This window comes from Allorhizobium sp. GW101-3B10 (assembly GCF_059424725.1).
On sequence record NZ_JBWKZR010000001.1, the window covers coordinates 757,964 to 778,995 of the forward strand.

Sequence of the window (21,032 nt, forward strand, 5' to 3'; positions counted from 1 at the left end):
CCGACTGGTAAACATTACAGCTTCCGACGCGGCACTCAAGACGGAAAAAGCGAAAAATCACGACAAAATAGCGGGCATCTGCCCGAAAAAAGTGCACGGGTAAAATTGAGAAAGATCAAGCTTTTAGGCTTGGTCGCGGGCGGAGCGGGCAGCGGATGGCAATACCGAGAGCGGCACAGACACAGAGGCGGACCCGGATCCAGGAGGAGAAGGAAGAGCTCATCCTGGAAGCGGCGCTGGACGTCTTTTCGCTGAGAGGCTTCCGCGGCTCGACCATCGACCAGATCGCCGAGGTCGCCGGCATGTCGAAGCCGAACCTGCTTTACTATTTCCGCACCAAGGAGGGCATGCACCGGGCGCTGATCGACCGGGTGCTGGAAAACTGGCTCGAGCCGCTGAGGGCCTTTGATGCCGAAGGCGACCCGGAAGAGGAAATCCGCTCCTATATCCGCCGCAAGCTGGAGATGGCCCGCGATTTTCCGCGCGAGAGCCGGCTCTTCGCCAACGAGATCCTGCAGGGCGCGCCGCATATCGAGGACATGCTGAAGGGGCAGCTGAAGGAACTGGTCGACGAGAAGGTCGAGGTCATCCGTTCCTGGATCCGGGCCGGCAAGGTCTATGACTGTGATCCCTACCACCTGATCTTCTCGATCTGGTCGACCACGCAGCACTATGCCGATTTCGACGTGCAGGTGCAGGCGGTGCTCGGCGAGGGCGAAAGAAGCACGTCCCGCTTCGAGGATGCGGTGCGCTATCTGGAAGAGCTCTTCGTGCGCGGCCTCATTCCGCGAAAGGCCGCCGGCGCCTGATCAATCCGGCAGCAGTGCCATCACCAGCAGGCCGCAGGCCGTGACCAGCGCCCCGAGGAAGACGGGAGCCGAGGCCCAGCCGTGGCCGATCAGCCCTTCGATGACGATGATGAAGGTCGGCGTTAGATAGCCGTAGGCGAGAACCTTGGGGGCAGGAAGCCGCATCGAGGCATATTGCAGGAGGAAGAAGGTCACGGCCGTGGCGATGACCGAAAGATAGAGGACCGCGATCCAGACGATCGGCGGCAGGGCCAGGAAGTCCACCGCAACGAGGCGGGGTGCCGCCGGAACGAGGATGAAGCCGAAGGTCGCGACCGCGGCCCACAAGACGAAGGCAAGCGGCGCTTCCTTGCGGTTGAAGAGCCGCAGAAGCGGCACATAGGCGGCATGGCAGAGCACGCCGACGAAATAGATCATCTCGCCGCGGCCGATGTCGAAGGCGACGAGCGCGTCCACATCGCCGCGAAAGATCACCCAGACGGCGCCGGTTGCGGCGATCAGCAGGCTGACGAGCACGCCCGGACGGGTATGCTGGCGCATCAGGAACCAGGCGAAGACGGCGCTCAGCAGCGGCATCAGCGTGAAGATCGCGCCGGTCGCCACGGGCTTGGTGAACTGAAGCGCCACGAACATGGTCGTCATGTAGATTGCCATCAAGAGGCCGAGCACGCCGAAGCGCCACGGCGCCTGCGGCAGCGCCAGGGAGACACCCAGCTTCAGGCAGAGGATGCCGATCAGGGCCACGGTCAGCGCATAGCGCAGCGCCTGCAGCGCGATCGGGTCGATCAGCTGCGTGGCGATGCCGCCGAAGGAGAACGAGCCGGAAACGAGCAGGGAAAACAGCAGCACGGCGAGGTGAGCCTTCAGCTTCTCCCGTCCCATGGCGTGGATATTGTGGCGGCCGCTGGCGGAATCTGGCTTGGTCACGGAGGCTTCGAGGTCACTGATCGGGGCCGGAATGGCCGGGGCCGACTGCTTATCACGGCTGCGACGGCGAAGGAAAGGCTGCCCGGACGGACGTGCTGCGAAAGGGAGAGGTCAGACGGCCTCTGCCGTCTTCAGCTTCATCCAGGACCGGCTGCGGGCAAATTCGATGAAGGCGTTTCCGTCCATCGGCCGGGCGAGGGCATAACCCTGCAGGGTCTGGCAGCCGAGATCGCGCAGGATCGAGGCGTGATGCATGGTCTCGACGCCCTCGGCGACGATCTCGATGCCGAGCGAGCGGCCGATGTCGACGATGGAGCTGATGAGCCGGCGCTGGGCGGATGAGGAGATGATCGGCGCGGTCAGCTGGCGGTCGATCTTCAGACGGCGCGGCGACAGCTTCAGGAGGCTCAGGATCGAGGCATAGCCGGTGCCGAAATCGTCGATCTCGATGTCGATGCCGTAGGCCTTGATCCGTTCGATGCTGCTGGTGACCGCGGCGCCCTTGTCGTCGAAGGAGATGGATTCCAGAAGCTCGAAGGACAGGCTGCCGGGCACGAGATCGAGCTCATCCAGCCGCTGGAGCAGGCTCTCGTCGAACAGCCGCTGGGCGGAGATGTTGACCGAGACCCGGTCGATGGCCAGATCGTTGGCCAGCCAGCGGGTGCGCTGGAAGAGAGCCTGGTCGAGGATGGCCGCGTCGATCTGCGACACGACATTGAGGCTTTCGGCGATCTTCAGGAAGCGGTCCGGGCCGAGGATTCCCTCATCCGGATGGCTCCACCGGGCAAGCGCCTCGACGCCGTTGATCTCCAGCGTGTTGGCGTCGAACTGCGGCTGAAAATAGGCGATGAAGTCGTTCTGCTCCAGCGAGCGGAGGATTGCGTCGGCGGTCTTCTTGGTGTTGATCGTCAGCGATTTCAGGTGCTCGGTATAGCGCTCGACGCGGTTTCTGCCGTGGCGCTTGGCCTCGTAAAGGGCGATGTCGGCATTGACCAGCAGCTGCTCGGCCATGACGTCGCCCTTCTCCCGCATGGCAATGCCGATGGAGGCACCGACGCGGCATTCGTGTCCGGCATAGGTGATCGGCGTGCTGACGGCGTCGATCAGCCGGCGGGCAAGGTCACCATATTCGCCTTCGGTCATGGTGTCGGCACAGACGATGACGAATTCGTCGCCGCCGATGCGGGCGACGAAGTCCTCGGTGCGCGTGTTTTCGCGGAGCTTGGCTGCGACATGGCGCAGGATGGCGTCGCCGGCGCCATGGCCAAGCGTGTCGTTGATGTCCTTGAACCGGTCGAGATCGATATGCAGCACGGTTGCGCTGGCATCGGTTGCCGCCTCCGCGTCGAGCCGCATCAGATGCTGGTCGAGATAGCGGCGATTGGGCAGGTTGGTCAGCGCATCATGCAGCGAATTGTGCTCCATGTGCTGGCGGGCTTCCTCGAGCTCCAGGTTCTGCAACTCGGCCTGCAACTTCGCCTCGCGCAGTTCCTGCTGCAGCCGGACATCGGCGGTGACGTTCCAGTTGACGCCGACCAGCTTCTTGCGGAAGCGGCTGTCGCGATAGGTCGTGCCGTAGGCGCGGATATGGCGCACTTCGCCGTTGGCCGTCATGACGCGGAACTCGGTGACGTAGTCCTTGCCGGTTTCGATGGCCCGGGCGAAGACGCGCTCGGCTTCATCGAGGTCGTCGGGATGCAGGGCGTTGCGCCACGTCTCGTATGTATATTCGCCATCTCTCTGGACGCCGTAGAGCTGCTGCATGCGCGCATCCCAATGCAGCTGCCCGCTGCCGACATCGAGCTCCCAGACGCCGATGCGCGAGGCTTCCAGCGCGATTTCGAGCCGGTGGGACAGGACGCGCAGTTGCTCCTCTCGCTGGCGAAGGGCGGCGATATGGGATTGCCTCTCGCTCAGCAGCCGGGCGATCCAGGCCACGGGCGCGACGATCATGGCGCCCACCAGAAGCATCAGGGAGCGCGAGATCCACAGATCCGGCGCCGGCTGGTTCCAGCCGCCCTTTGGCGTCGCGACGATTTCCCATATCTCGTTGCCGAAATTGATCGGCATGCCGACCGGGTTGTCCTTGAAGACTGCGGCGTTGCCGTAGAAGGGTTCGCCGAGCTTGCCATCCTCCGTCCTGCCGGCGATCGCCACGTCGATGCCCAGACCGTCCACATCAAGCCCGCCATAGGCGTAGAGCTTGTCCAGGTCGATGACGGCGGCCACCAGACCCCAGAAGTCGCGCCCGCCCTTGCCGTTGGTGACGACGACCGGATAGCGGGCGATCAGTCCACGCCCCCCTTGAACGAGGTCGACAGGCCCCGTCACCACCAGACGACCGGTTTCCCGCACCAGAAGCGCGGCCTTTCGCTGGGCTTCGCTCGTGCGGTAGTCGAAGCCGATCAGCCGTTCATTGCCGGAAAGCGGATAGGCGAGGCGAACCACCAGGTCGGGTGCTGCGGCGAGGTTGCGTAGCTGGTGGGGCGTGTCGAAAATGCGGCGTGCCAGGGCGGAAAAGCGCTGCTGGTTTATCTTCGGTTCCGTCTCGATGACGGCGACCATGCCCTGCACCAGCTGGATATTGGCGTTGATGCCCCCCTCCAGACGGGCGCGGATCAGTCCGAGTTGCTCGGCGACCCCATTGCGCAGGTTTTCCTGATGCAGGCGGCTCTTCTGATGGTCGGCATAGAGAAGCGCGATCGCGACTGCGGCAACGACGATGACGGCGGGAATATAGTATTGAAGAGCCGCGCTCAGCGTGCCCCAACCTCTTTTCCCGCTGCCCCTGGCCATGCCTCGCGTCCCCATTCAATAGGCCTCGGCAATCTTTGGTTGTGCCTTGATCCACTCTAAATGAGGAGAATTTCATGAAACCCTTGAAATTTGTTGAATCACTGCGATGAAATCCTGCTCGATCATGCCTGTTCCTGGCTGATCCGAGTAAAGCCAAAGAAAAAGACCCCCTTTCGGGGGTCTGTGCAAATCAATCCGTAGAATTTTATTATTCGGCGGCCTGCATGGCCATCGGATTGTTCGGATGAGTGGTCCAGTTGGCGTAGTTCGGATCGACCGGTTTGCCGGTGCGCTGGTCGAGCGTTCCGGCTTCCAGGCCGACCATGGTGATGCAGTTCTCCACCGGACAGACATTGACGCAAAGGTTGCAGCCGACGCATTCGTCCTCCATCACCTCGAAATGGCGCAGGCCGTTGACTTCCGCCGTGATCGCCTGATGCGAGGTGTCCTCGCAGGCGATGTGACAGCGGCCGCACTTGATGCAGGCATCCTGGTCGATGCGCGCCTTGGCGATGTAGTTGAGGTTGAGATACTGCCAGTCGGTGACGTTCTGCACGGCCCGGCCGGTGATGTCGTCGAGACTGCGATGGCCCTTGGCGTCCATCCAGTCGGAAAGACCGGTGATCATCTCTTCGACGATCTTGAAGCCGTAGGTCATGGCGGCGGTGCAAACCTGCACATTGCCGGCGCCGAGAACCAGGAATTCGGCGGCGTCCCGCCAGATCGTCACGCCGCCGATGCCGGAGATCGGCAGGCCGTAGGTTTCCGGATCGCGGGCGATCTCGGCCACCATGTTCAGCGCGATCGGCTTGACCGCCGGCCCGCAATAGCCGCCATGCGTGCCCTTGCCGCCGACCGACGGGTTGGGGGCGAAATTGTCGAGGTCGACGGAGACGATCGAGTTGATCGTGTTGATCAGCGAGACGGCATCGGTGCCGCCGGCCTTGGCGGCGCGGGCGGGTTTGCGGATGTCGGCGATGTTCGGCGTCAGCTTGGTGATAACCGGCATGCGGGTATACTGCTTGCACCAGCGCACCACCATTTCGATATATTCCGGCACCTGGCCGACGGCGGCGCCCATGCCGCGTTCCGACATGCCGTGCGGACAGCCGAAATTGAGTTCGATGCCGTCGGCGCCCGTCTCCTCGACGAGCGGCAGGATCGCCTTCCACTCTTCCTCCACGCAAGGCACCATGATCGAGGCGACGAGCGCCCGGTCCGGCCAGTTCATCTTGACCTGCTTCATTTCCTGGAGATTGACCTGAAGCGGGCGGTCGGTGATCAGCTCGATGTTGTTCAAGCCGAGAAGACGGCGGTCGGCGCCCCAGATCGCCCCGTAGCGCGGGCCGTTGACGTTGACGACCGGCGGGCCTTCCGAGCCCAGCGTCTTCCACACCACGCCGCCCCAGCCGGCCTTGAAGGCGCGCTCGACATTGTAGGCCTTGTCAGTCGGCGGCGCAGAGGCGAGCCAGAAGGGGTTCGGCGATTTGATGCCGACGAAATTGTTGCGAATATCAGCCATGGTTTCGTTCCTCTCGATCCCGGGTCAAGCGACAGCACTTGCTCCCGCCGCTTGCACGGCGAGAGAACGATTGATGGATTCGGCCGCATCGCGGCCCATGGCGACGGCGGAAACGGTGAGGTCCTGGCCGCCGAAGGCGCAGTCGCCGCCGGCCCATACGCCCGGGACGGAGGTCCGGCCCTCGCCGTCGACGGCGATCTTCCCGGCCTGCAGCTGGAACTGCTCCACGCCCATGAGGTCGATCTTCTGGCCGATGGCGACGAGGATCTGGTCCGCCTTGATCTCGGCGGCATGGCCGGTGCCCTTCATGATGCCGTTTTCGACATGGGTGTATTCCAGCGTGATCGCCGAAACGTGGCCGTGGTGATGCGCCACTTCCTTCGGCTGGAGCCAATGGCGGATGTGCACGCCCTTGGAGGCGGCGAGGTTTTGTTCGAACTCGGAGGCGTTCATGTGCTCCTTGCCGCGGCGGTAGCAGATGGTGACGTTCTCTGCGCCGAGCAGCTTCGCCTGCACGGCCGCATCGATGGCGGTCATGCCGCCGCCGATGACGACGACGTCGCGGCCGACCGGGACGTCACCCTTGTCGGTGGCTTCGCGCAGGTTGGCGATGAACTCGACGGCATCCAGCACGCCGTTGACATGGGCGCCGGGAATGTTCAGCGCGTTGACGTTGCCAAGGCCTGTGCCGAGGAAGACGGCGTCGTGCTTGGCCTGAAGATCGGCGAGGGTGAAGTCGCGGCCGAGCATCTGGCCGTCCAACACGTCGATATTGCCGAGCGACAGGATGTAGTCGACTTCCTTCTGGGCGAAGTCGTTGGTCGCCTTGTAGGCGGCGATGCCGTATTCGTTGAGACCGCCGGCCTTTTCGCGGTGATCGTAGATCGTCACGTGGTGGCCGTGCATGGCGAGCCGGTGGGCGCAGGCAAGGCCGGCCGGGCCGGCGCCGACGACGGCCACCGATTTGTCGGTCGTCGCTGCCGGCGTGTAGAACTGGCGGTTCTGCTCGATGGCGATGTCGGTCGCATAGCGCTGCAGCCGGCCGATCTCGACCGGGCGCTCCTCCGCCGTGTTGCGCACGCACGCTTCTTCGCAGAGCGTCTCGGTCGGACAGACGCGGGCGCACATGCCGCCGAGGATATTCTGGTCGAAGATCGTCTTGGCCGAGCCGATCGGATTGCCGGTCGAGATCTGGCGGATGAACAGCGGAATGTCGATCGAGGTGGGACAGGCCGTCATGCACGGCGCGTCATGACAGAAGTAACAGCGGTCCGAGGCCACCAGCGCCTCATGGTCGTCGAGACGCGGATGCAGATCGGAGAAATTCTTCACGTATTCGGCAGCGTCAAGCCGCCCGGCCTTCAGGCCCGGTTCCAGTCGTCGCATCGAAGTTCCCTCTTTTATATGGTGCGATTGAGGACAGGCTAACCCAGGAAAAAAAATTTATCAAACGGTAAAATTTATCCCGGCGCGATGCACAAACCCTAGGCAGTGCAGGGGTTCTAGCCCTCCAGCCGCGCCTGCTCGCGCTCCCGGTAGACCTTGGGAGGCATGCCCACATTGTGGGTGAAGAAGCGGCTGAAATAGGCCTGGTCCTCGAAGCCGAGCCGGGTGGCGATCTGCTGGATCGACAAGGCGCTGAACACCAGGTCGCGCTTGGCTTCGAGGATGATGCGCTCGGCAATCAGGCGGCTCACGGGTTTGCCGGCGATGGCGCGGGTGATGCGGTTGAGATGCGTCGCGGAGATGCCGAGTTGCGCGGCGTAATGGTCGACCGGCAGCCGGATGCGAAAGCTCTCGCCGATCAGGTCCGTCAGCCGGGCAAAACGCTCCCGGTCGCGGTCGGCCTCGCGCCGTTCCCGTTCCGCGCCGCTCATCCGCATGGTCAGGAGCAGCGCCGTGGTCAGCATGGTCTCGACCAGAGTCGCCGGCCGCGCCGCGCCTTCGACGATCTCGCGCTCGGCCCGGTCGAGCGTTTCGCCGAGATAGGGCGTGTCGGGGTGGTCTGCAGGCAGGCGGGTCAGGCTTGGCCGCGCAAGCCATTCGGCTAGTCCCGGATGGCCTGGATAGTCCGCCGGAAACCGCCGCGACACCAGCGTGATGACCGCACCGTCGACATCCCGGGAGAAGCGAAAGCCGTGGTCGTGGCGCTCGGGCATGACGATCACCGTCAGCGGCCCGAAGGCCTGCCATCGGCCGTCCATCAGGGCTTCGCCCTGGCCGGCGCGGATGTGCAGAATCTGAAACAGCCGCTCATGGCGATGCGGCCGGATCTCCCAGCTGTGCTGCGAGCTTCGACTGAAGATCGTCTCGGCATGGGCCCAGAACTCCGCATGTTCTGTCGGCTTCTCGCCGTAGAGGCTGTAGATCGGTACGGGTCTGGTCACGCCTCGGGCTTGGCTCCGTGTTCGAATTGTCCAAGAGTGTGCCGGAATCTTCCATTGTCGGCAAGGCGCTGCGGCTTATCATTCCGCAAGAACAGGAGGAGGATTTCCATGCGCACCCAGGTCGCCATCATCGGCTCCGGGCCTTCGGGCCTTTTGCTCGGTCAGTTGCTCAGCAAGGCCGGCATCGACAATGTCATCATCGATCGCGTCGATCGCGACTACATCCTCGGCCGCATCCGCGCCGGCGTGCTGGAAGTGGGTGCCGTCGGCATGATGGACAGGGCGGGCGCGGGGACGCGCATGCACAAGGAAGGGCTTGTCCATGACGGCTTTGCGCTGTCCTTCTCCGGCCGGCGCCATCGGATCGACCTGAAAGGTCTCACCGGCACCTCCGTCATGGTCTACGGCCAGACGGAACTGACGCGCGACCTGATGGACCACCGCGAGGCCGACGGCGGCAAGACCATCTACAATGCCGCCCACGTCACGCCGCACGAATTCGACGGCGAAACCCCCTATGTCACCTACGAGATGGATGGCACCACGCACCGAATCGACTGCGATTTCATCGCCGGCTGTGACGGCTATCACGGACCGAGCCGCGCGGCGGTGGAAGGGCGGGGGCTCAAGACCTATGAGAAGGTCTATCCGTTCGGCTGGCTCGGCATTCTCGCCGATGTGCCGCCGGTCGATCATGAGCTGATCTATGCGAACCACGCGCGCGGCTTTGCGCTCTGTTCGCAGCGCTCGCTCACCCGTTCGCGCTACTATGTCCAGGTGCCGCTCTCCGACAAGGTCGAACAATGGTCGGACGACGCCTTCTGGGACGAGATCCGCCGTCGCCTGCCGGCCGATGTGGCGGAAGCCATGGTCACCGGCCCGTCGATCGAGAAATCGATCGCGCCGCTGCGTTCCTTCGTCGCCGAGCCGCTCCGGTTCGGCCGGTTGTTCCTGGTCGGCGATGCCGGCCACATCGTGCCGCCGACCGGTGCCAAGGGGCTCAATCTCGCAGCATCCGACGTGCATTACCTGTTCGAGGGCCTGCAGGAATTCTATGGTGACCGGTCCCCGGCCGCTCTCGACGCCTATTCGGGCCGCGCCCTGTCGCGGATCTGGAAGGCCGAGCGCTTCTCCTGGTCCATGACCATGCTGCTGCACCGCTTCCCGGATGAGGGCGATTTCGGCCAGAAGGTGCAGGAGGCGGAGCTTGACTACCTTTCCAGCTCGAGGGCCGCACAGAGCGCCATGGCAGAGAACTACGTCGGTCTGCCATACTAGGCCGACCGGCATCGAACGTCCCCGCGCCTGCGGCCGGCTGCCACGCAGCCGGCCGCATTCGTCTTGTGTCAAAATATGATGCGAATTGTCATGTTTTAATCTTTACTGTAAATATCAAGTTTAATAAGGTCCGGTCTCACAAGATGGGAAAAAGCCGTGCCCAGGTGGCGGCGAGATTTGAGGAACGGACATGGCGAAAAACGGCAAGAAGCAGGCGGCCCAGAAGCTGGCGGCCAAAGCGGACCAGGGCGCGGGCGCACCCGCTGAAAAGTCTGCGCTCAGCGTTCGCAGCTTCCTCTATGTCGGAGGGCGGGACTGCCAGGTCGCGCATCTGCGCCAGATCGCCAGCAATCATGGCGCGGAACTCATCCACCATGACGGCGGTTTGAGGGAAGCGGTGTCGCGCATCGATACCGTGCTGCCCTCGGTCGACTGCGTTTTCTGCCCCATCGACTGTATCAGCCATGATGCGTGTCTGAGGGTGAAGAGCGGCTGCAAGAAATTCGGCAAGACCTTCATTCCCCTGCGCAATGGCTCGAAGTCCAGCCTGGAGCGGGCTTTGCAGACCCTGAATGAGAGGAATGACAATTCATGACCGACGATGATTTCGACGCCACCCTGCTGATCGGCCTGCACAAGCTGGCGGGGCACAATTGCGAGGGCCTGGTGCCGGCCCTGCATGAACGGCTGGCCGACGTCCGGGCCGTTCGGCAACACAGCGCGGAAATCGTACCCTTGCCGGGCTTGCATCAGCGCCCCACCACACCCATGTCATGCAGGTTGCCCTATGGCGACGCCACGATCATCAACTTTCCTGCACCGAAATGGCAGCGGAATGCCTTACGCAAGAATGGGTAGCACCGAAGCTTGCGGCGGCGCAGGACCTTTCAAGGACGGACTGCATGAACGCGATCAACCCCGTGGATCTTGGTGGCGTCGACGTCACACCGATCCTTCCGTCGCTCAACTTCTCCCAGACCCGTGATTTTTATGTCGATGCGCTCGGCTTCGAACAGCAGCCGGCGGCCTGTGAAGAATACCTCGTGCTGAGGCGGGGCCGCATGGTCCTGCATTTCTGGAACTGCGACGACCCGCACATGGCCGTCAACAGCTCGGTCTTCATCCGCAGCGATTCCCTGACGCCGCTTTACGAAGAGTTTTTGGCGCGCGGAGTGGACGGCCTGGTGCGGATCGAAGACGAGGACGGCGACGAAAAGATCGCCCGTTTCTATATTCGCGATCCCCACGGCAATCTGCTTCTGTTCGGGCGCAGGGAAACCGCCGGCCTCTGACCCGTCTGGTCAATGCCGTTCCACCGCAAGGTCGCTCCCGTCGATCCTTGCGGAAACAGTCGACACCGCGCGGCCTGGTCTCGCGGCTGTCGCCCTGCGGGCTGCGGTGTCAGCTCCGGGATACGGGAAAAAATGCGCCGATCCCGGCCAGCAGCCAGCCGAGCATCATCAGAATACCGCCGGTCGGCGCCGCCATCGGAAACAGGCCCGTGCCGTAGAACTGCTTGAAAACGAGATCGCCGGCAAAGAGCAGGGTGCCGAGGCCCATCAGCGCGCCCGCACTGGTGGCCGTCCGGATCAGCCTGTGGCCGGCGAAAAGCGCCAGCATGGCCGGCGCATGGGCGAGGCACATGGCGGAGGCCGGTCCGAGCAGCGCACCGCCCATATGCGTGGCGGCGGCGGCAAGCGCCACGCCGCAGGCGCCCATCAGCCCGGCCAGCAAAAGCACGAGCGGGCGGATCCGGTCGCAAAATCCCGTCATCGCCGTCATTCCTTGTTCTGCATGTGGAAGCCGAGCTTCTCGATCGGTGCCCAGATGATCTCGCGCAGTTTTTCGTGCTCTACCGTTTCGTCGAGTGCCTGGCGGAAGCACAGGAACCATTCGTCGCGCTCTTCGGGGCCGATCTCCGCGACCATGTGGCGGCGGCGCAGCATCGGATGCCCGCGTTTTTCCATGTAGATCGGCGGACCGCCGAGATAGCCGGTCAGGTATTCGTAGAGCTTTTCTTCGCTGTCCTTCAGGCTCGGCGGATGGATCGCGCGGCAATGCGCGGCCTCCGGAAGCGTGTCCATCAGCTCGTAGAAGCGGCGGCAGAGCGCTCGCACCGTGGCGTCGCCGCCGATCGCTTCGTAAAGGGTGATCGTTTCTTCTGTCACGTCCAGGCCTCGGTTTCCTGCCCTCTTTTGCCGGTTTGGCGGCTCTTGGGCAAGGGTGGCCTTGGGGGGCGTGCTGCGACAAATGGTGCGCGGCGCGGCCTGGGCCGACACCGGACCGCATCTGCGGTGAGGTGGATCAGTCCGGCAGGGCGATTTCGGCAAGCGGCGTCAGGCGCTCGAAGCTCGGCCGGGCCAGCCGGTAGCCCTGGATCAGGGTGACCCCGGTGTCGCGGATCGCCTTCAGTTCCTCTTCAGTCTCTATCCCTTCGCAGACCACCGTCACAGCAAGGTCGCCCAGCATGGCGACCAGATGTTTCAGGATCACCCGCTTCGCCCTGTCGGTATCGATGCCGCGGATCAGGTCCATGTCGATCTTGACGATGTCCGGCTGCATCTTGGCCAGCAGGTTGAGCCCGGAATGGCCGGCGCCGAAATCGTCGATCGCCGTCATGAAGCCGATTTCGCGGTAGGTCTTGAGGATGTTCTCCAGATGCGCCACGTCGAGCGCCTCGCCTTCGGTGAATTCGAAGATGATGCGCTGCGCCGGCAGATCGAAGGTCTTGCAGGCGGCCAGCGTGGCGCGGATGCAGGCACGCGGCTCGTAGACCGCGTTCGGCATGAAGTTGATCGACAACCGGGCATCGCTGGCGGTCAGGTCCAGACGCGAGGCAAGCTCGATCGCTTTCACCCGGCATTGCTGGTCGAAGGCGTAGCGATTGCCCGGGTCGACGGTGGACAGCACGGAGCCGGCGCCTTCTCCCTTCGCCCCGCGCACAAGCGCCTCATGGGCAAAGACCTGGCGCCGCTCGACATCGACGATCGGCTGGAACGCCATGGAGAAAGGGTTTTGAAAGGCCTGGCCGTCGCGGCAACCGGCGCATGATACATTCATCGCGAGACTCCTGCTGTCCCGCCGTTATCACGTAAATTGGTTACGATTGCCTGACGCGGCCGATCTTTTGCGTGGAACGCGCCCAAAGCCGGATCGGAACGGGCAGGAAACCCGCGCGTGGCGGGTTTCCCCATAGTGGAGGCCTGGCTGATGTCAGTCGAGGCACTTGGCGTCCGCGACATGCGCCAGCAGGCGGCTGGTGTCGGCAGTGAACAGCGGGCCGTTCTCGTCCTCGGTATTGCCTTCGAGATGGTGCGAGTTCAGGCTGATGACCCGGTTTTCGCCGGCGCCGCCGTCGACCTTGAAGTCGGTGAACCAGGCGCCGCCGCTATTGCCCGAGCGCATGGGATTGCCCTTCATCGTGACGATACCGCCTACAACTTCGGCCCATTCGCCGTCGACCTTGTAGAGGAACTCGCTGCCGCCAAAATTGTCGGGATAGCCGATTGCGGTCAGTGCGGTGCTCGCCGGCGTTCCGATCGCCAGTTCGAGCGGCGCCTGGTCATCCGTCTTGTCCGCGAGGATGAAGGCATAGTCGTAGGCAAAGTTGGGGTCCGGATCATGGAAGGCGTCGAACAGCGAGACGCAACGCCAGCCGACCGTCTGGGCCCTTTCTCCATTGTTATAGGCCCGCTCGAACACGAAGTCCGAGAACCACTTGCCGTTCTCCTCGTTCATGACGCAGTGCGCGGCCGTCAGGATGACGGCGGCGTCCTCCACGAACTGCGCGCTGCAGGTCGACAGATCGCCCTCGTCGTCGCGGAAGGTCAGCCGGCCGGCGCTCCAGTAGGGAGCCGCGGCGGCCGGGTCGTCCACCTTCTCCGGCACGCCCTTGACGGGGCTGCCCTGCTTGCCGGGATCGGCCTTGAGGTCGAGCATGCCGGGATTGAGTGCGCGGAAACGTTCACGCATCTTCTGAAGCTCTTCCGGCGTGACTTCCTTGCTCGGCATAGGTCTTGCCGATCGCAGCTCCTCCAGGCTGAGCGGCGCCTGGGCGTCCTTGGCTTTCTTCAGGTTTTCGATCTTCAGATCGGCCGCCGATGCGACCGAGGCGGCGAGCGCCAGGGAAAGCAGGGCGGAGGTCGTGCGGCGCGCGGCGCCATGCAGTTTCGTCATTGTCCTGATCCTCTTTGCTTGTCGGGCGCGACGGCAAGGGAGTGCATCCGGCGCGGAGCGTTTTCTGCCTCGCTGCCCATGGTTCGGTGACGGGGAGGTGGCCGGATGATCCGGCCACCCGTGCTCGCTGTCTGCCTCAGATCATCAAAGGCATGCGCAGTTCGATCATGCCGCGCTCGATCAGGCCCTCGGACTTGACGTCCGGGACGAAGATGCCGCGGTTCGGATCGTATTTCAGCGTGATGTCGGTCACGCCGCCGCCGAAGCGGGCCACCGCATTGTTGCCGATGATCTTGGTGATGATCGTCTCGCTGGCGAACTGGCTCTGCAGCCAGACATAGACGTTGGTGAACGGCGTCATCTGGATCTGCTGCTGCGACAGCACGGACTGGGCCGAGATCGGCTTGCGTTCGGCCAGCTTCTTGCTGACCATGGCCGACTGCGACAGGCCGAAGGTGAGCGCCGGGTACTGGCTATAGGGCATCATGTTCTCGGCGGCGAAGGTGCCGCTGGGGATTGCCGGGCTGTTCTGGAACACGCCGAAGGTCGCCGCCGGGGTGAAGGGGTAGTAGCCGGCGTCGAGAGCCGGGCCGGGGGTGACTTCCGACAGCTTGGAGATGTTGTTGCCCTGGGCGATCTCGGTCGTCGAGGCGTAGATCCAGTAGTCTTCCGTCCACTCGACGGTGGTCGACTGGAACGGATCGATGGACAGCCACACGACATTCGGATCGCCGCTGCCGACCGGCTTGGCGAGCGTCAACCGCTGGCCGGCGGCCTTGATGACGTTGAGGTCGCTGGGGGCGATGTTGAGAGTGAGCGAATAATTGGGCATGGCAATTTCCTTCCTTCTCTAGGGTTCAACGATTTGCTGCAGGACGCTTCCGGCGTCGCTAAAGCGTTCCTATTTGCACAAGCCCCTTTTGAAAAAATTCAACCTGTGAACGCAATTGGTTCGACGATTCCGATTTTCCCGTAAAATGTAGGGGTGACAAAAAGTGCAGCATTGCAAATGACTTAGCGGTCGCGTTCCGAAAGCGAACGCGTAGAGGATTTATACACCTATACGTGTATTTTGATATTGACTCAGATATTGCGTCGTGCTCAAAAAGGAACGCTTGTGATACACTTTCGCGGCTGCAGCAGTGCCCCGCGGCGGGGTGCGAAAAGGATGTCTGGCGCGTGTGACGATGCGAATTGGCTATGCCCGTGTTTCCACCCATGATCAGAACATCGAGATGCAAATGCAGGCGCTCCGCGCCGCCGGATGCGCGGAGATCTATGCCGACCAGGGCCAGTCGGGCGCGTCGCGCTCGCGCCCCGGCCTTGCCCGCTCGCTGAACGAGCTCTCCGCCGGCGACACGCTTGTCATCTGGCGCCTCGACCGGTTGGGCCGGTCTCTCTCCCATCTGATCGAGGTGGTGGCCGAACTCGGACGCAAGGAGATCGGGCTCTATTCGATCACCGAGTCGATCGACACGGCGTCGGCCGGCGGCATCCTGATCTTCCATATCATGGGGGCGCTCGCCGAGTTCGAGCGGGCGCTGATCTCGGAGCGCACCAAGGCCGGCATGTCGGCCGCCAGGGCGCGCGGCAGCGCGATCGGCCGGCCGATCAAGCTAATGCCCGGCGAGGTCGATGCGGCCCTTGAGGCGATCGGGCAGGGGGTTCCGCTTGCCGCCGCGGCGCGGCAGTTCGGCGTCAGCCGCTCGACGCTTTATCGCTGCATGCGCCGCACGACCGGCGGGTCGCCTGAGGCGAGGTCTCCCCTCCGTCCGCCGGCAGGGGCCGTGCTGCTCGAGGGTTGACCAGGTGGTCGGGCGCTGTCCGTGGAAGCAAAATTTGCGGCGGCGGGGAACAAAGATTTCGTTCGCGCGCTATCGGCAGGCGGGAGCGGGCTCCATGGACTTTCGGCGGTGCGGCACTTTCTCGATCGGCGCCAGACATCGCGGTCACGAAGGCCCGTCGCTGGCGGTTGTCATGCCCGACCCGTCACGTTCAAGCCGGCCGATCCGATGCCGGCCTTCAGAAAGGCGGACCATGACCCAGACAATCGCGCTCATCGGCTCGGGCCCCACCGCGATCTACACGCTACGCGGCCTTCTGGCCTCCGTTCGGCCGCTGACGATCACGATCTTCGAAAAGGAAGCGGTCGCCGGCAAGGGCATGCCCTACCATCCCGCCGTCAACGACCGGGCCATGCTCGCCAATATCGCCAGCATCGAGATCCCGCCGATCCGCGAGACACTGGTCGACTGGCTTGACCGCCAGTCCGACGCAGAGCTGGAGCGCATGCGCGTACAGAGGGCTGCCATCGGCGAGCGCGCCTTCTATCCGCGGATCGTCCTTGGCGAATATTTCAAGTCGCAGTTCGACCGCCTCGTCGTCGAGGGCATCGCCCGCGGCCATGCGATCGACGTGAGAGCCGGATACGAGGTCACCGACATCGCGCTCGGCAGCGACGACATCCGACTGACCGTCGCCCGCCCGGAGGAGCCGCCGCAACACTACGCGTTCGGCCATGTGGTCATGGCGACGGGTCACAGCTTTGCCGACGTGACCGAAGTGAAGCCCGGCTTTTTCGCCTCGCCCTGGCCGGCAAACCTGCTGAAGACCATTCCGGCCGGGCGGGTCGGCATTCTCGGCACGTCGCTCAGCGCCATCGACGCGATGGTGACGGTCGCCACCCGCCACGGCAGTTTGTATCACGACGAAGCGGGGCTTCTCGAATACCAGCCGGCCAACGGCTTGCAGGATCTGCGCATCAGCCTGATGTCGCGCAAGGGCATGCTGCCGGAGGCGGACTTCTATTTCGCCATTCCCTACGAGCCGCTGTCGATCTGCACCGAGGAGGCGATCGATGCGCTCGTCGAGAGCGGCCGGGAGGATCTGCTCGATGCGGTGTTCGGGCTATTTGCCCGCGAGCTGAGCGCCTGCGATCCCGACTATGCGGCGAAGCTCGGCCTTGCCCATCTGACGGTCGAGACGATCGGGGCGGCCTACTTCGCAGAGCGCGAATCGCAGGAGCCCTTCGTCTGGGCGGCGCGCAATCTTGCCGAGGCCAAGCAGAACTACGAGAGCCGCACGACGATTGCCTGGCGCTATGCGATCCTGCGCATGCACGAGGTGATCGCCCAGGTCGTGCCGCATCTCAATGCCGGTGATCTCAAGCGCTTTCATCGCCACTTCAAGAGCCTGTTCGTCGACAATTATGCGACGGTTCCGCATGCCTCGATCGAGCGGATCCTGGCGCTTCGCCGTGCCGGCGTGCTCGACATCATCACGCTCGGTTCGGACTACGAGCTCGACTCGGAGACCTGCGAGCGCGGGGCTATCGTCACATGGCCCGACGGCCGCGTGCAGTTTGACGCCTTTGTCGATGCGACCGGGCAGGGACGACTGTCGGCGGCCGACATTCCCTTCCCAAGCCTGTTGATCCAGGGCGTCGTCGGCAAGGCCAAGGTGCACACTGGCGGACGGATCATCATGGGCGACGCGGTCGCCGAGCAGGAGGAGGCCGGCGGCGTCGGGCTCGATGCCTGTTACCGGCTGGCGTTCGACCAGCCGCTCTGCAACCGGCTCTACTGCCTGGCCCTGCCTTTCCTGCTGCACCAGTTCCCCTTCGTCCAGGGCATCACCAGTTCGTTCGAGCTGGGCGAGACGGTGGCCAATGCCATTCTCGCGGAGGCGGGGAATCCCTGGCGCGAGGATGCAGGCCGAGCCGGCGCCGGCGCTTGTCGCCCCTTAGGGGGCGGGTTAACTACGACCGATGCGTGCGTGCGCTCCCGCCTCACTTCGGCCGGTGCACCAGCTTGATCGTCAGCGTGCCGTCGAACACGCCCATGATGACGCGGATCTGCCTGTCGATGGCGGTGGCGTTCGGGTTGTTTACCGGAACCTTGAACGCAAAGGCCCCTCCGGACTGCCGTTCCTCGAACATCATGATCCAGGCCCATTGCACGGTCGGCAGCTCTGCCGGGAAACCGTCATGGGTCAGATAGGTCTCGGTCTGCGCATAGAACTGGTCGACGATGAGGGTCGCCGAGCCAAGGCAGGCATCGAAATCCTCGATCTTGGCGCCCACCGGAAAGCTCGGGGCCTGCATGGTGAGTTTGGAGCCGGGCTCCTTGTCGACATAGCTGACATAGTCGCCGGTACCGTCTCCAACCAGGACGGCGCGCAAGGTCTTCCCACTGCCGCCGAGCGTGTAGCGCAGCGGGAACTCGCTCTTGAGCTCCCATTCCTCGACGTTTCCGTTGGCACCGGTGCTCGTCAGATGGAACGCCAGTGTGAGGTCGAACTGCATGACAGCCTCGATACGGCGCATCAGGCTGTCGATGTCCGCATTGCCGGTGTCGAGCCCGACCGAATTGGCGGTGCGCGCCACCTGGAAAACAGCGTTTACCAGGCTGTAGTCGTGCTTGGCCGAAATATCGTCGAGCATCGGCGGTATGAGTTCCGCCGCCCATGCGCCGGCTTCGACGATCAGCTTCTGTTCGAGCCCCGTGTCGCCGAGAAGCTGGATTAGCTGGGCCGTGCGGTTGGCGAAGGCGACGACAGGCAGGATCTTGTCTCGCTGCTTGCGCGTGCTGCGCAACAGCTGTTCCGCCTTGCGCATCAGCCGACCGGCCAACTCGGATTCCATCGCATAGCTTTCGCTCGCGTCCTTGCCGAGAAGCTGGAGGCCGCGACGTGCCTCGATCAGCGCATCCAGGGCGGCCGCCTCCGGATCGCCGGCCGTCTTCACATAGTTCTGGACGAGCTGGCTCGTAAGCATCTTCACGACGTCGTCCTGGTCATTGCATTCGACGCCGAGCGATGGGGGCGGGGCTGCGGGCGTTTCCGGTTGCTTGAGCAGGGTGCGGGCGGTTTCAACCATCGTCTTGTATCGCTGGATCGCCTGCTCCGTGCGTTCCTCCAGCGTGCGCTTTTTTATGTCGCGAAGGTCGCTCAAAGGGTCGTCGCTGACCGTCGTGTCGGCGTCCGGTTTTCCCGGATCGGTTGCCGGAGCCTCAGGCGTTTGCGGTGCGTCCGGATCGGTAGGCGGAAACAGCTTGTCGATCTCTACCGTGTCGAGCGGGCCGGGCTGCCCGTCCTGCGCGGTGGTCGGCACGGCCCAGGAGATCAGGGCGAGCAGACAGAGCATCGTGCTCCGCGGTGGGCCACGTCGGATCATGCCGCCGGTCGCCAACCATTGACAGGGCGTCGTGCCCGTTCCGTCTGCCCGCCTTCTTCGCCCCATGTCTGCCCCCGACTCCGGATGCCGTTCACCCCGGAACTTGACAGGAATGCCGGCCGTTGAAAACGGCAATGCCGGCGCGCTGGCCGACACTCTTTGGTTGCTCTCCAATTAAGTATAACACGAAGACCGTGTTTTCTTTGCCCCCTGGCCGTGTAAAGCTTGTGTCCTCGCCCTTCAGAGGAGGCGCGCATGACAGGCAATTGGCAGGCTCGGCTTGCCGCCGTGATCCTGCATCCGATGGCCGTGCTGGTCGCGGCGGCGCTCTATTTCCTGCTCGTCTACTATTTCGACACGCGCTGGCGCTTCATGCCCTACACGTTCGCCGTGACGCTGGCGCTGGCCGGGATCTTCTTCGTCTTCGGCCGGAGGGCCGTCTTCTCGCTCTACGCGGCCGGCACCCTCATCATGCTTCTGACGCTGCTCTCGGTCGTCAAGTTCAAGCTGAAGGGGCTGGCGCTGCATGCCTATGACTTCTTCTTCACCGGCACCGATCTGTCGATCGTCGATTTCCTGTGGTCGCACTACCGCTTCCATGCCGTGGCCGGCGGCCTGGCGATCGTTCTGGTGGGAGTTCTGCTGAGGGGGCTCTTCCGCAGCGAGCGGGCGCTGCGCGTGCCGCTGTTCGTCCGGCTGCCGCTGGTCTTCGTCTTCGCCCTGGCCGCGGAAATCACCCACCCGATCCACAATCCGCGCGAGGCGGACTACCTGCCTTACATCGCCGGATACAATGCCTCTGCCCTGCCTCTGTCGCTGCGCAACCTGCCCGACCTCCTGGGCGAACTGCCGATCGCCGCCCGGGTCGCCCATGCGAGCGTCGCCACTCCCCTGGTCGACGATGCCGATTGCGGCCCGTCGCGGGTGAAGCCCGATCTGTTCATGGTGCTGTCCGAAAGCCAGACGGCGCCTGGCGTCGTGCCGCGCATTCCGATGTCCACCGGACTTGTGGACACGTTTCGCTCGGGCGACGGGACGATCAAGCCGCTCCACGTCGAGACGATCGGGGCCGGCACCTGGATGACCAATTTTTCGGTGCTGACCGGCCTGTCGACCGCGGATTTCGGCTGGCAGGCGGCCTATGTCACGCAATTGCTGGAGCACCGCATCAAGGGTGCGCTGCCCGATCTCCTGGCGCGCTGCGGCTACCGCACCGTGGCCGTCATGCCGCTGCCCTTCAACGCGCTGAACGAGGGCGCCTTCCTGACGTCGATCGGTTTCCAGGAGATCTACGACGCCGATGGCATGGGGTTCAAACCCATGACGGTGCGGGACAAGCGCTATTTCGCCTTCATCGAGAAACTGGTCGCCGATCACCGCCGCGACGACCCGCGTCCGCTCTTCATCCATGTGCAGACGATGTTCGCCCACCAGCCCTATGACTATGTCCTGCTGCCGGACGAGCAGGCGCCGCCGCACGAATATGATGGTGCCGGCGAGGTCAGCGAATATATGCGGCGGGTCTGGCTGGCGCGCGCCGACCTGAAGGCCTTCTTCGACCGCCGCAAGTCGGAGCCGGGTCCGCGGGGCACGGTCATGGTCGAATTCGGCGACCATCATGCGACCGTGACCCGCGACCACCTCACCGCCGGCCGGCCGGCCGAGGCCATGCTCACCGACTTCCGCTCGCCGCTCTACGAGACCTTCTATCGCGTCGAGGGCTTCGGCACGCCGGTCGACTATCGCCTTCTGCACCAGGCGGAGGATGCGGCCTTCCTGTCGGCGCGGGTGCTTGCCGCGGCCAATATGCCGGTTTCACGGGTCTGGACGGATCTGCTGGCGCTGAGCGAGGCCTGCAAGGGGTGGCTTCACACCTGCGCCGATCGCGCCGGCGTCGACCGCCACATCAAGGGCCGGATCGACGGTGGACTGCTGGTGGTGAACTGACGGCCTCGTGCTGCAAA

General features: G+C 63.9%; 19 protein-coding genes. 8 read left to right on the forward strand and 11 right to left on the reverse strand.

The window, feature by feature from the left end; all coding sequences use genetic code 11:
- Nucleotides 1-155 precede the first annotated feature (155 nt).
- Entirely contained in the window at nt 156-809 is a 654-nt protein-coding gene (locus tag AC07Y0_RS03560) for a TetR family transcriptional regulator C-terminal domain-containing protein (RefSeq protein ID WP_498674583.1), read from the forward strand.
- On the opposite strand, the gene AC07Y0_RS03565 is transcribed toward AC07Y0_RS03560, so the two are convergent.
- The 5 genes from AC07Y0_RS03565 to AC07Y0_RS03585 form a co-directional block, all read right to left on the reverse strand.
- Nucleotides 810-1,736, reverse strand: a complete 927-nt coding sequence (locus AC07Y0_RS03565) for a DMT family transporter (protein ID WP_498674586.1) — start codon at nt 1,734-1,736, stop codon at nt 810-812.
- 111 nt (nt 1,737-1,847) lie between these two features.
- A complete protein-coding gene (locus AC07Y0_RS03570) occupies nt 1,848-4,532 on the reverse strand; it encodes a bifunctional diguanylate cyclase/phosphodiesterase (RefSeq protein ID WP_498674588.1) in 2,685 nt (894 codons plus the stop codon).
- A gap of 208 nt (nt 4,533-4,740) precedes the next feature.
- Nucleotides 4,741-6,054 (reverse strand): NAD-dependent dihydropyrimidine dehydrogenase subunit PreA, encoded by a 1,314-nt coding sequence (gene preA / locus AC07Y0_RS03575; RefSeq protein ID WP_498674590.1) that lies wholly within the window; start codon nt 6,052-6,054, stop codon nt 4,741-4,743.
- Between the two features lie 24 nt (nt 6,055-6,078).
- Nucleotides 6,079-7,440 (reverse strand): NAD(P)-dependent oxidoreductase, encoded by a 1,362-nt coding sequence (locus AC07Y0_RS03580; protein WP_498674592.1) that lies wholly within the window; start codon nt 7,438-7,440, stop codon nt 6,079-6,081.
- A 116-nt stretch (nt 7,441-7,556) separates the two neighbouring features.
- Entirely contained in the window at nt 7,557-8,441 is an 885-nt protein-coding gene (locus tag AC07Y0_RS03585) for a helix-turn-helix domain-containing protein (RefSeq protein WP_498674593.1), read from the reverse strand.
- A 108-nt stretch (nt 8,442-8,549) separates the two neighbouring features.
- On the opposite strand from AC07Y0_RS03585, the gene pobA reads away from it, so the two are divergent.
- The 4 genes from pobA to AC07Y0_RS03605 all read left to right on the forward strand — a co-directional run bounded on the left by pobA (nt 8,550) and on the right by AC07Y0_RS03605 (nt 11,011).
- Nucleotides 8,550-9,719 carry a 4-hydroxybenzoate 3-monooxygenase gene (pobA, locus tag AC07Y0_RS03590; RefSeq protein ID WP_498674595.1) on the forward strand — a complete coding sequence of 390 codons (1,170 nt, stop codon included), beginning with the start codon at nt 8,550-8,552 and terminating at the stop codon, nt 9,717-9,719.
- 190 nt (nt 9,720-9,909) lie between these two features.
- Nucleotides 9,910-10,314, forward strand: coding sequence for a DUF2325 domain-containing protein (locus AC07Y0_RS03595; protein ID WP_498674597.1), 405 nt, complete (start codon nt 9,910-9,912; stop codon nt 10,312-10,314).
- Nucleotides 10,311-10,577, forward strand: coding sequence for a hypothetical protein (locus tag AC07Y0_RS03600; RefSeq protein ID WP_498674600.1), 267 nt, complete (start codon nt 10,311-10,313; stop codon nt 10,575-10,577). The genes AC07Y0_RS03595 and AC07Y0_RS03600 overlap by 4 nt, the downstream gene beginning before the upstream one ends.
- 44 nt (nt 10,578-10,621) lie before the next feature.
- A complete protein-coding gene (locus tag AC07Y0_RS03605) occupies nt 10,622-11,011 on the forward strand; it encodes a DUF8817 family protein (RefSeq protein WP_498674602.1) in 390 nt (129 codons plus the stop codon).
- A gap of 109 nt (nt 11,012-11,120) precedes the next feature.
- On the opposite strand, the gene AC07Y0_RS03610 is transcribed toward AC07Y0_RS03605, so the two are convergent.
- The 5 genes from AC07Y0_RS03610 to AC07Y0_RS03630 all read right to left on the reverse strand — a co-directional run bounded on the left by AC07Y0_RS03610 (nt 11,121) and on the right by AC07Y0_RS03630 (nt 14,727).
- A complete protein-coding gene (locus AC07Y0_RS03610) occupies nt 11,121-11,492 on the reverse strand; it encodes a DUF423 domain-containing protein (RefSeq protein WP_498674604.1) in 372 nt (123 codons plus the stop codon).
- Between the two features lie 5 nt (nt 11,493-11,497).
- On the reverse strand, nt 11,498-11,887 hold the full coding sequence (locus AC07Y0_RS03615) for a globin domain-containing protein (RefSeq protein ID WP_498674607.1): 390 nt from the start codon (nt 11,885-11,887) through the stop codon (nt 11,498-11,500).
- A gap of 136 nt (nt 11,888-12,023) precedes the next feature.
- The gene (locus AC07Y0_RS03620) at nt 12,024-12,779 is read right to left on the reverse strand and encodes an EAL domain-containing protein (protein ID WP_498674610.1); all 756 of its coding nucleotides are present in this window, start codon (nt 12,777-12,779) and stop codon (nt 12,024-12,026) included.
- 153 nt (nt 12,780-12,932) lie between these two features.
- On the reverse strand, nt 12,933-13,895 hold the full coding sequence (locus AC07Y0_RS03625) for a trypsin-like serine peptidase (protein ID WP_498674611.1): 963 nt from the start codon (nt 13,893-13,895) through the stop codon (nt 12,933-12,935).
- A 136-nt stretch (nt 13,896-14,031) separates the two neighbouring features.
- Nucleotides 14,032-14,727, reverse strand: a complete 696-nt coding sequence (locus AC07Y0_RS03630) for a hypothetical protein (RefSeq protein ID WP_498674613.1) — start codon at nt 14,725-14,727, stop codon at nt 14,032-14,034.
- Nucleotides 14,728-15,082: 355 nt separating this feature from the next.
- On the opposite strand from AC07Y0_RS03630, the gene AC07Y0_RS03635 reads away from it, so the two are divergent.
- Both AC07Y0_RS03635 and AC07Y0_RS03640 read left to right on the forward strand, forming a co-directional pair.
- Nucleotides 15,083-15,700, forward strand: a complete 618-nt coding sequence (locus AC07Y0_RS03635; protein WP_498680169.1) for a recombinase family protein — start codon at nt 15,083-15,085, stop codon at nt 15,698-15,700.
- A 232-nt stretch (nt 15,701-15,932) separates the two neighbouring features.
- A complete protein-coding gene (locus tag AC07Y0_RS03640; RefSeq protein ID WP_498674614.1) occupies nt 15,933-17,708 on the forward strand; it encodes an FAD/NAD(P)-binding protein in 1,776 nt (591 codons plus the stop codon).
- On the opposite strand, the gene AC07Y0_RS03645 is transcribed toward AC07Y0_RS03640, so the two are convergent.
- Nucleotides 17,683-19,038, reverse strand: coding sequence for a hypothetical protein (locus AC07Y0_RS03645; protein WP_498674616.1), 1,356 nt, complete (start codon nt 19,036-19,038; stop codon nt 17,683-17,685). The two genes, AC07Y0_RS03640 and AC07Y0_RS03645, sit on opposite strands and share 26 nt — an antisense overlap.
- 285 nt (nt 19,039-19,323) lie before the next feature.
- On the opposite strand from AC07Y0_RS03645, the gene AC07Y0_RS03650 reads away from it, so the two are divergent.
- Nucleotides 19,324-21,015: a sulfatase-like hydrolase/transferase gene (locus AC07Y0_RS03650; protein WP_498674617.1), complete on the forward strand. Its 1,692-nt coding sequence runs from the start codon at nt 19,324-19,326 to the stop codon at nt 21,013-21,015.
- Nucleotides 21,016-21,032 lie beyond the last annotated feature (17 nt).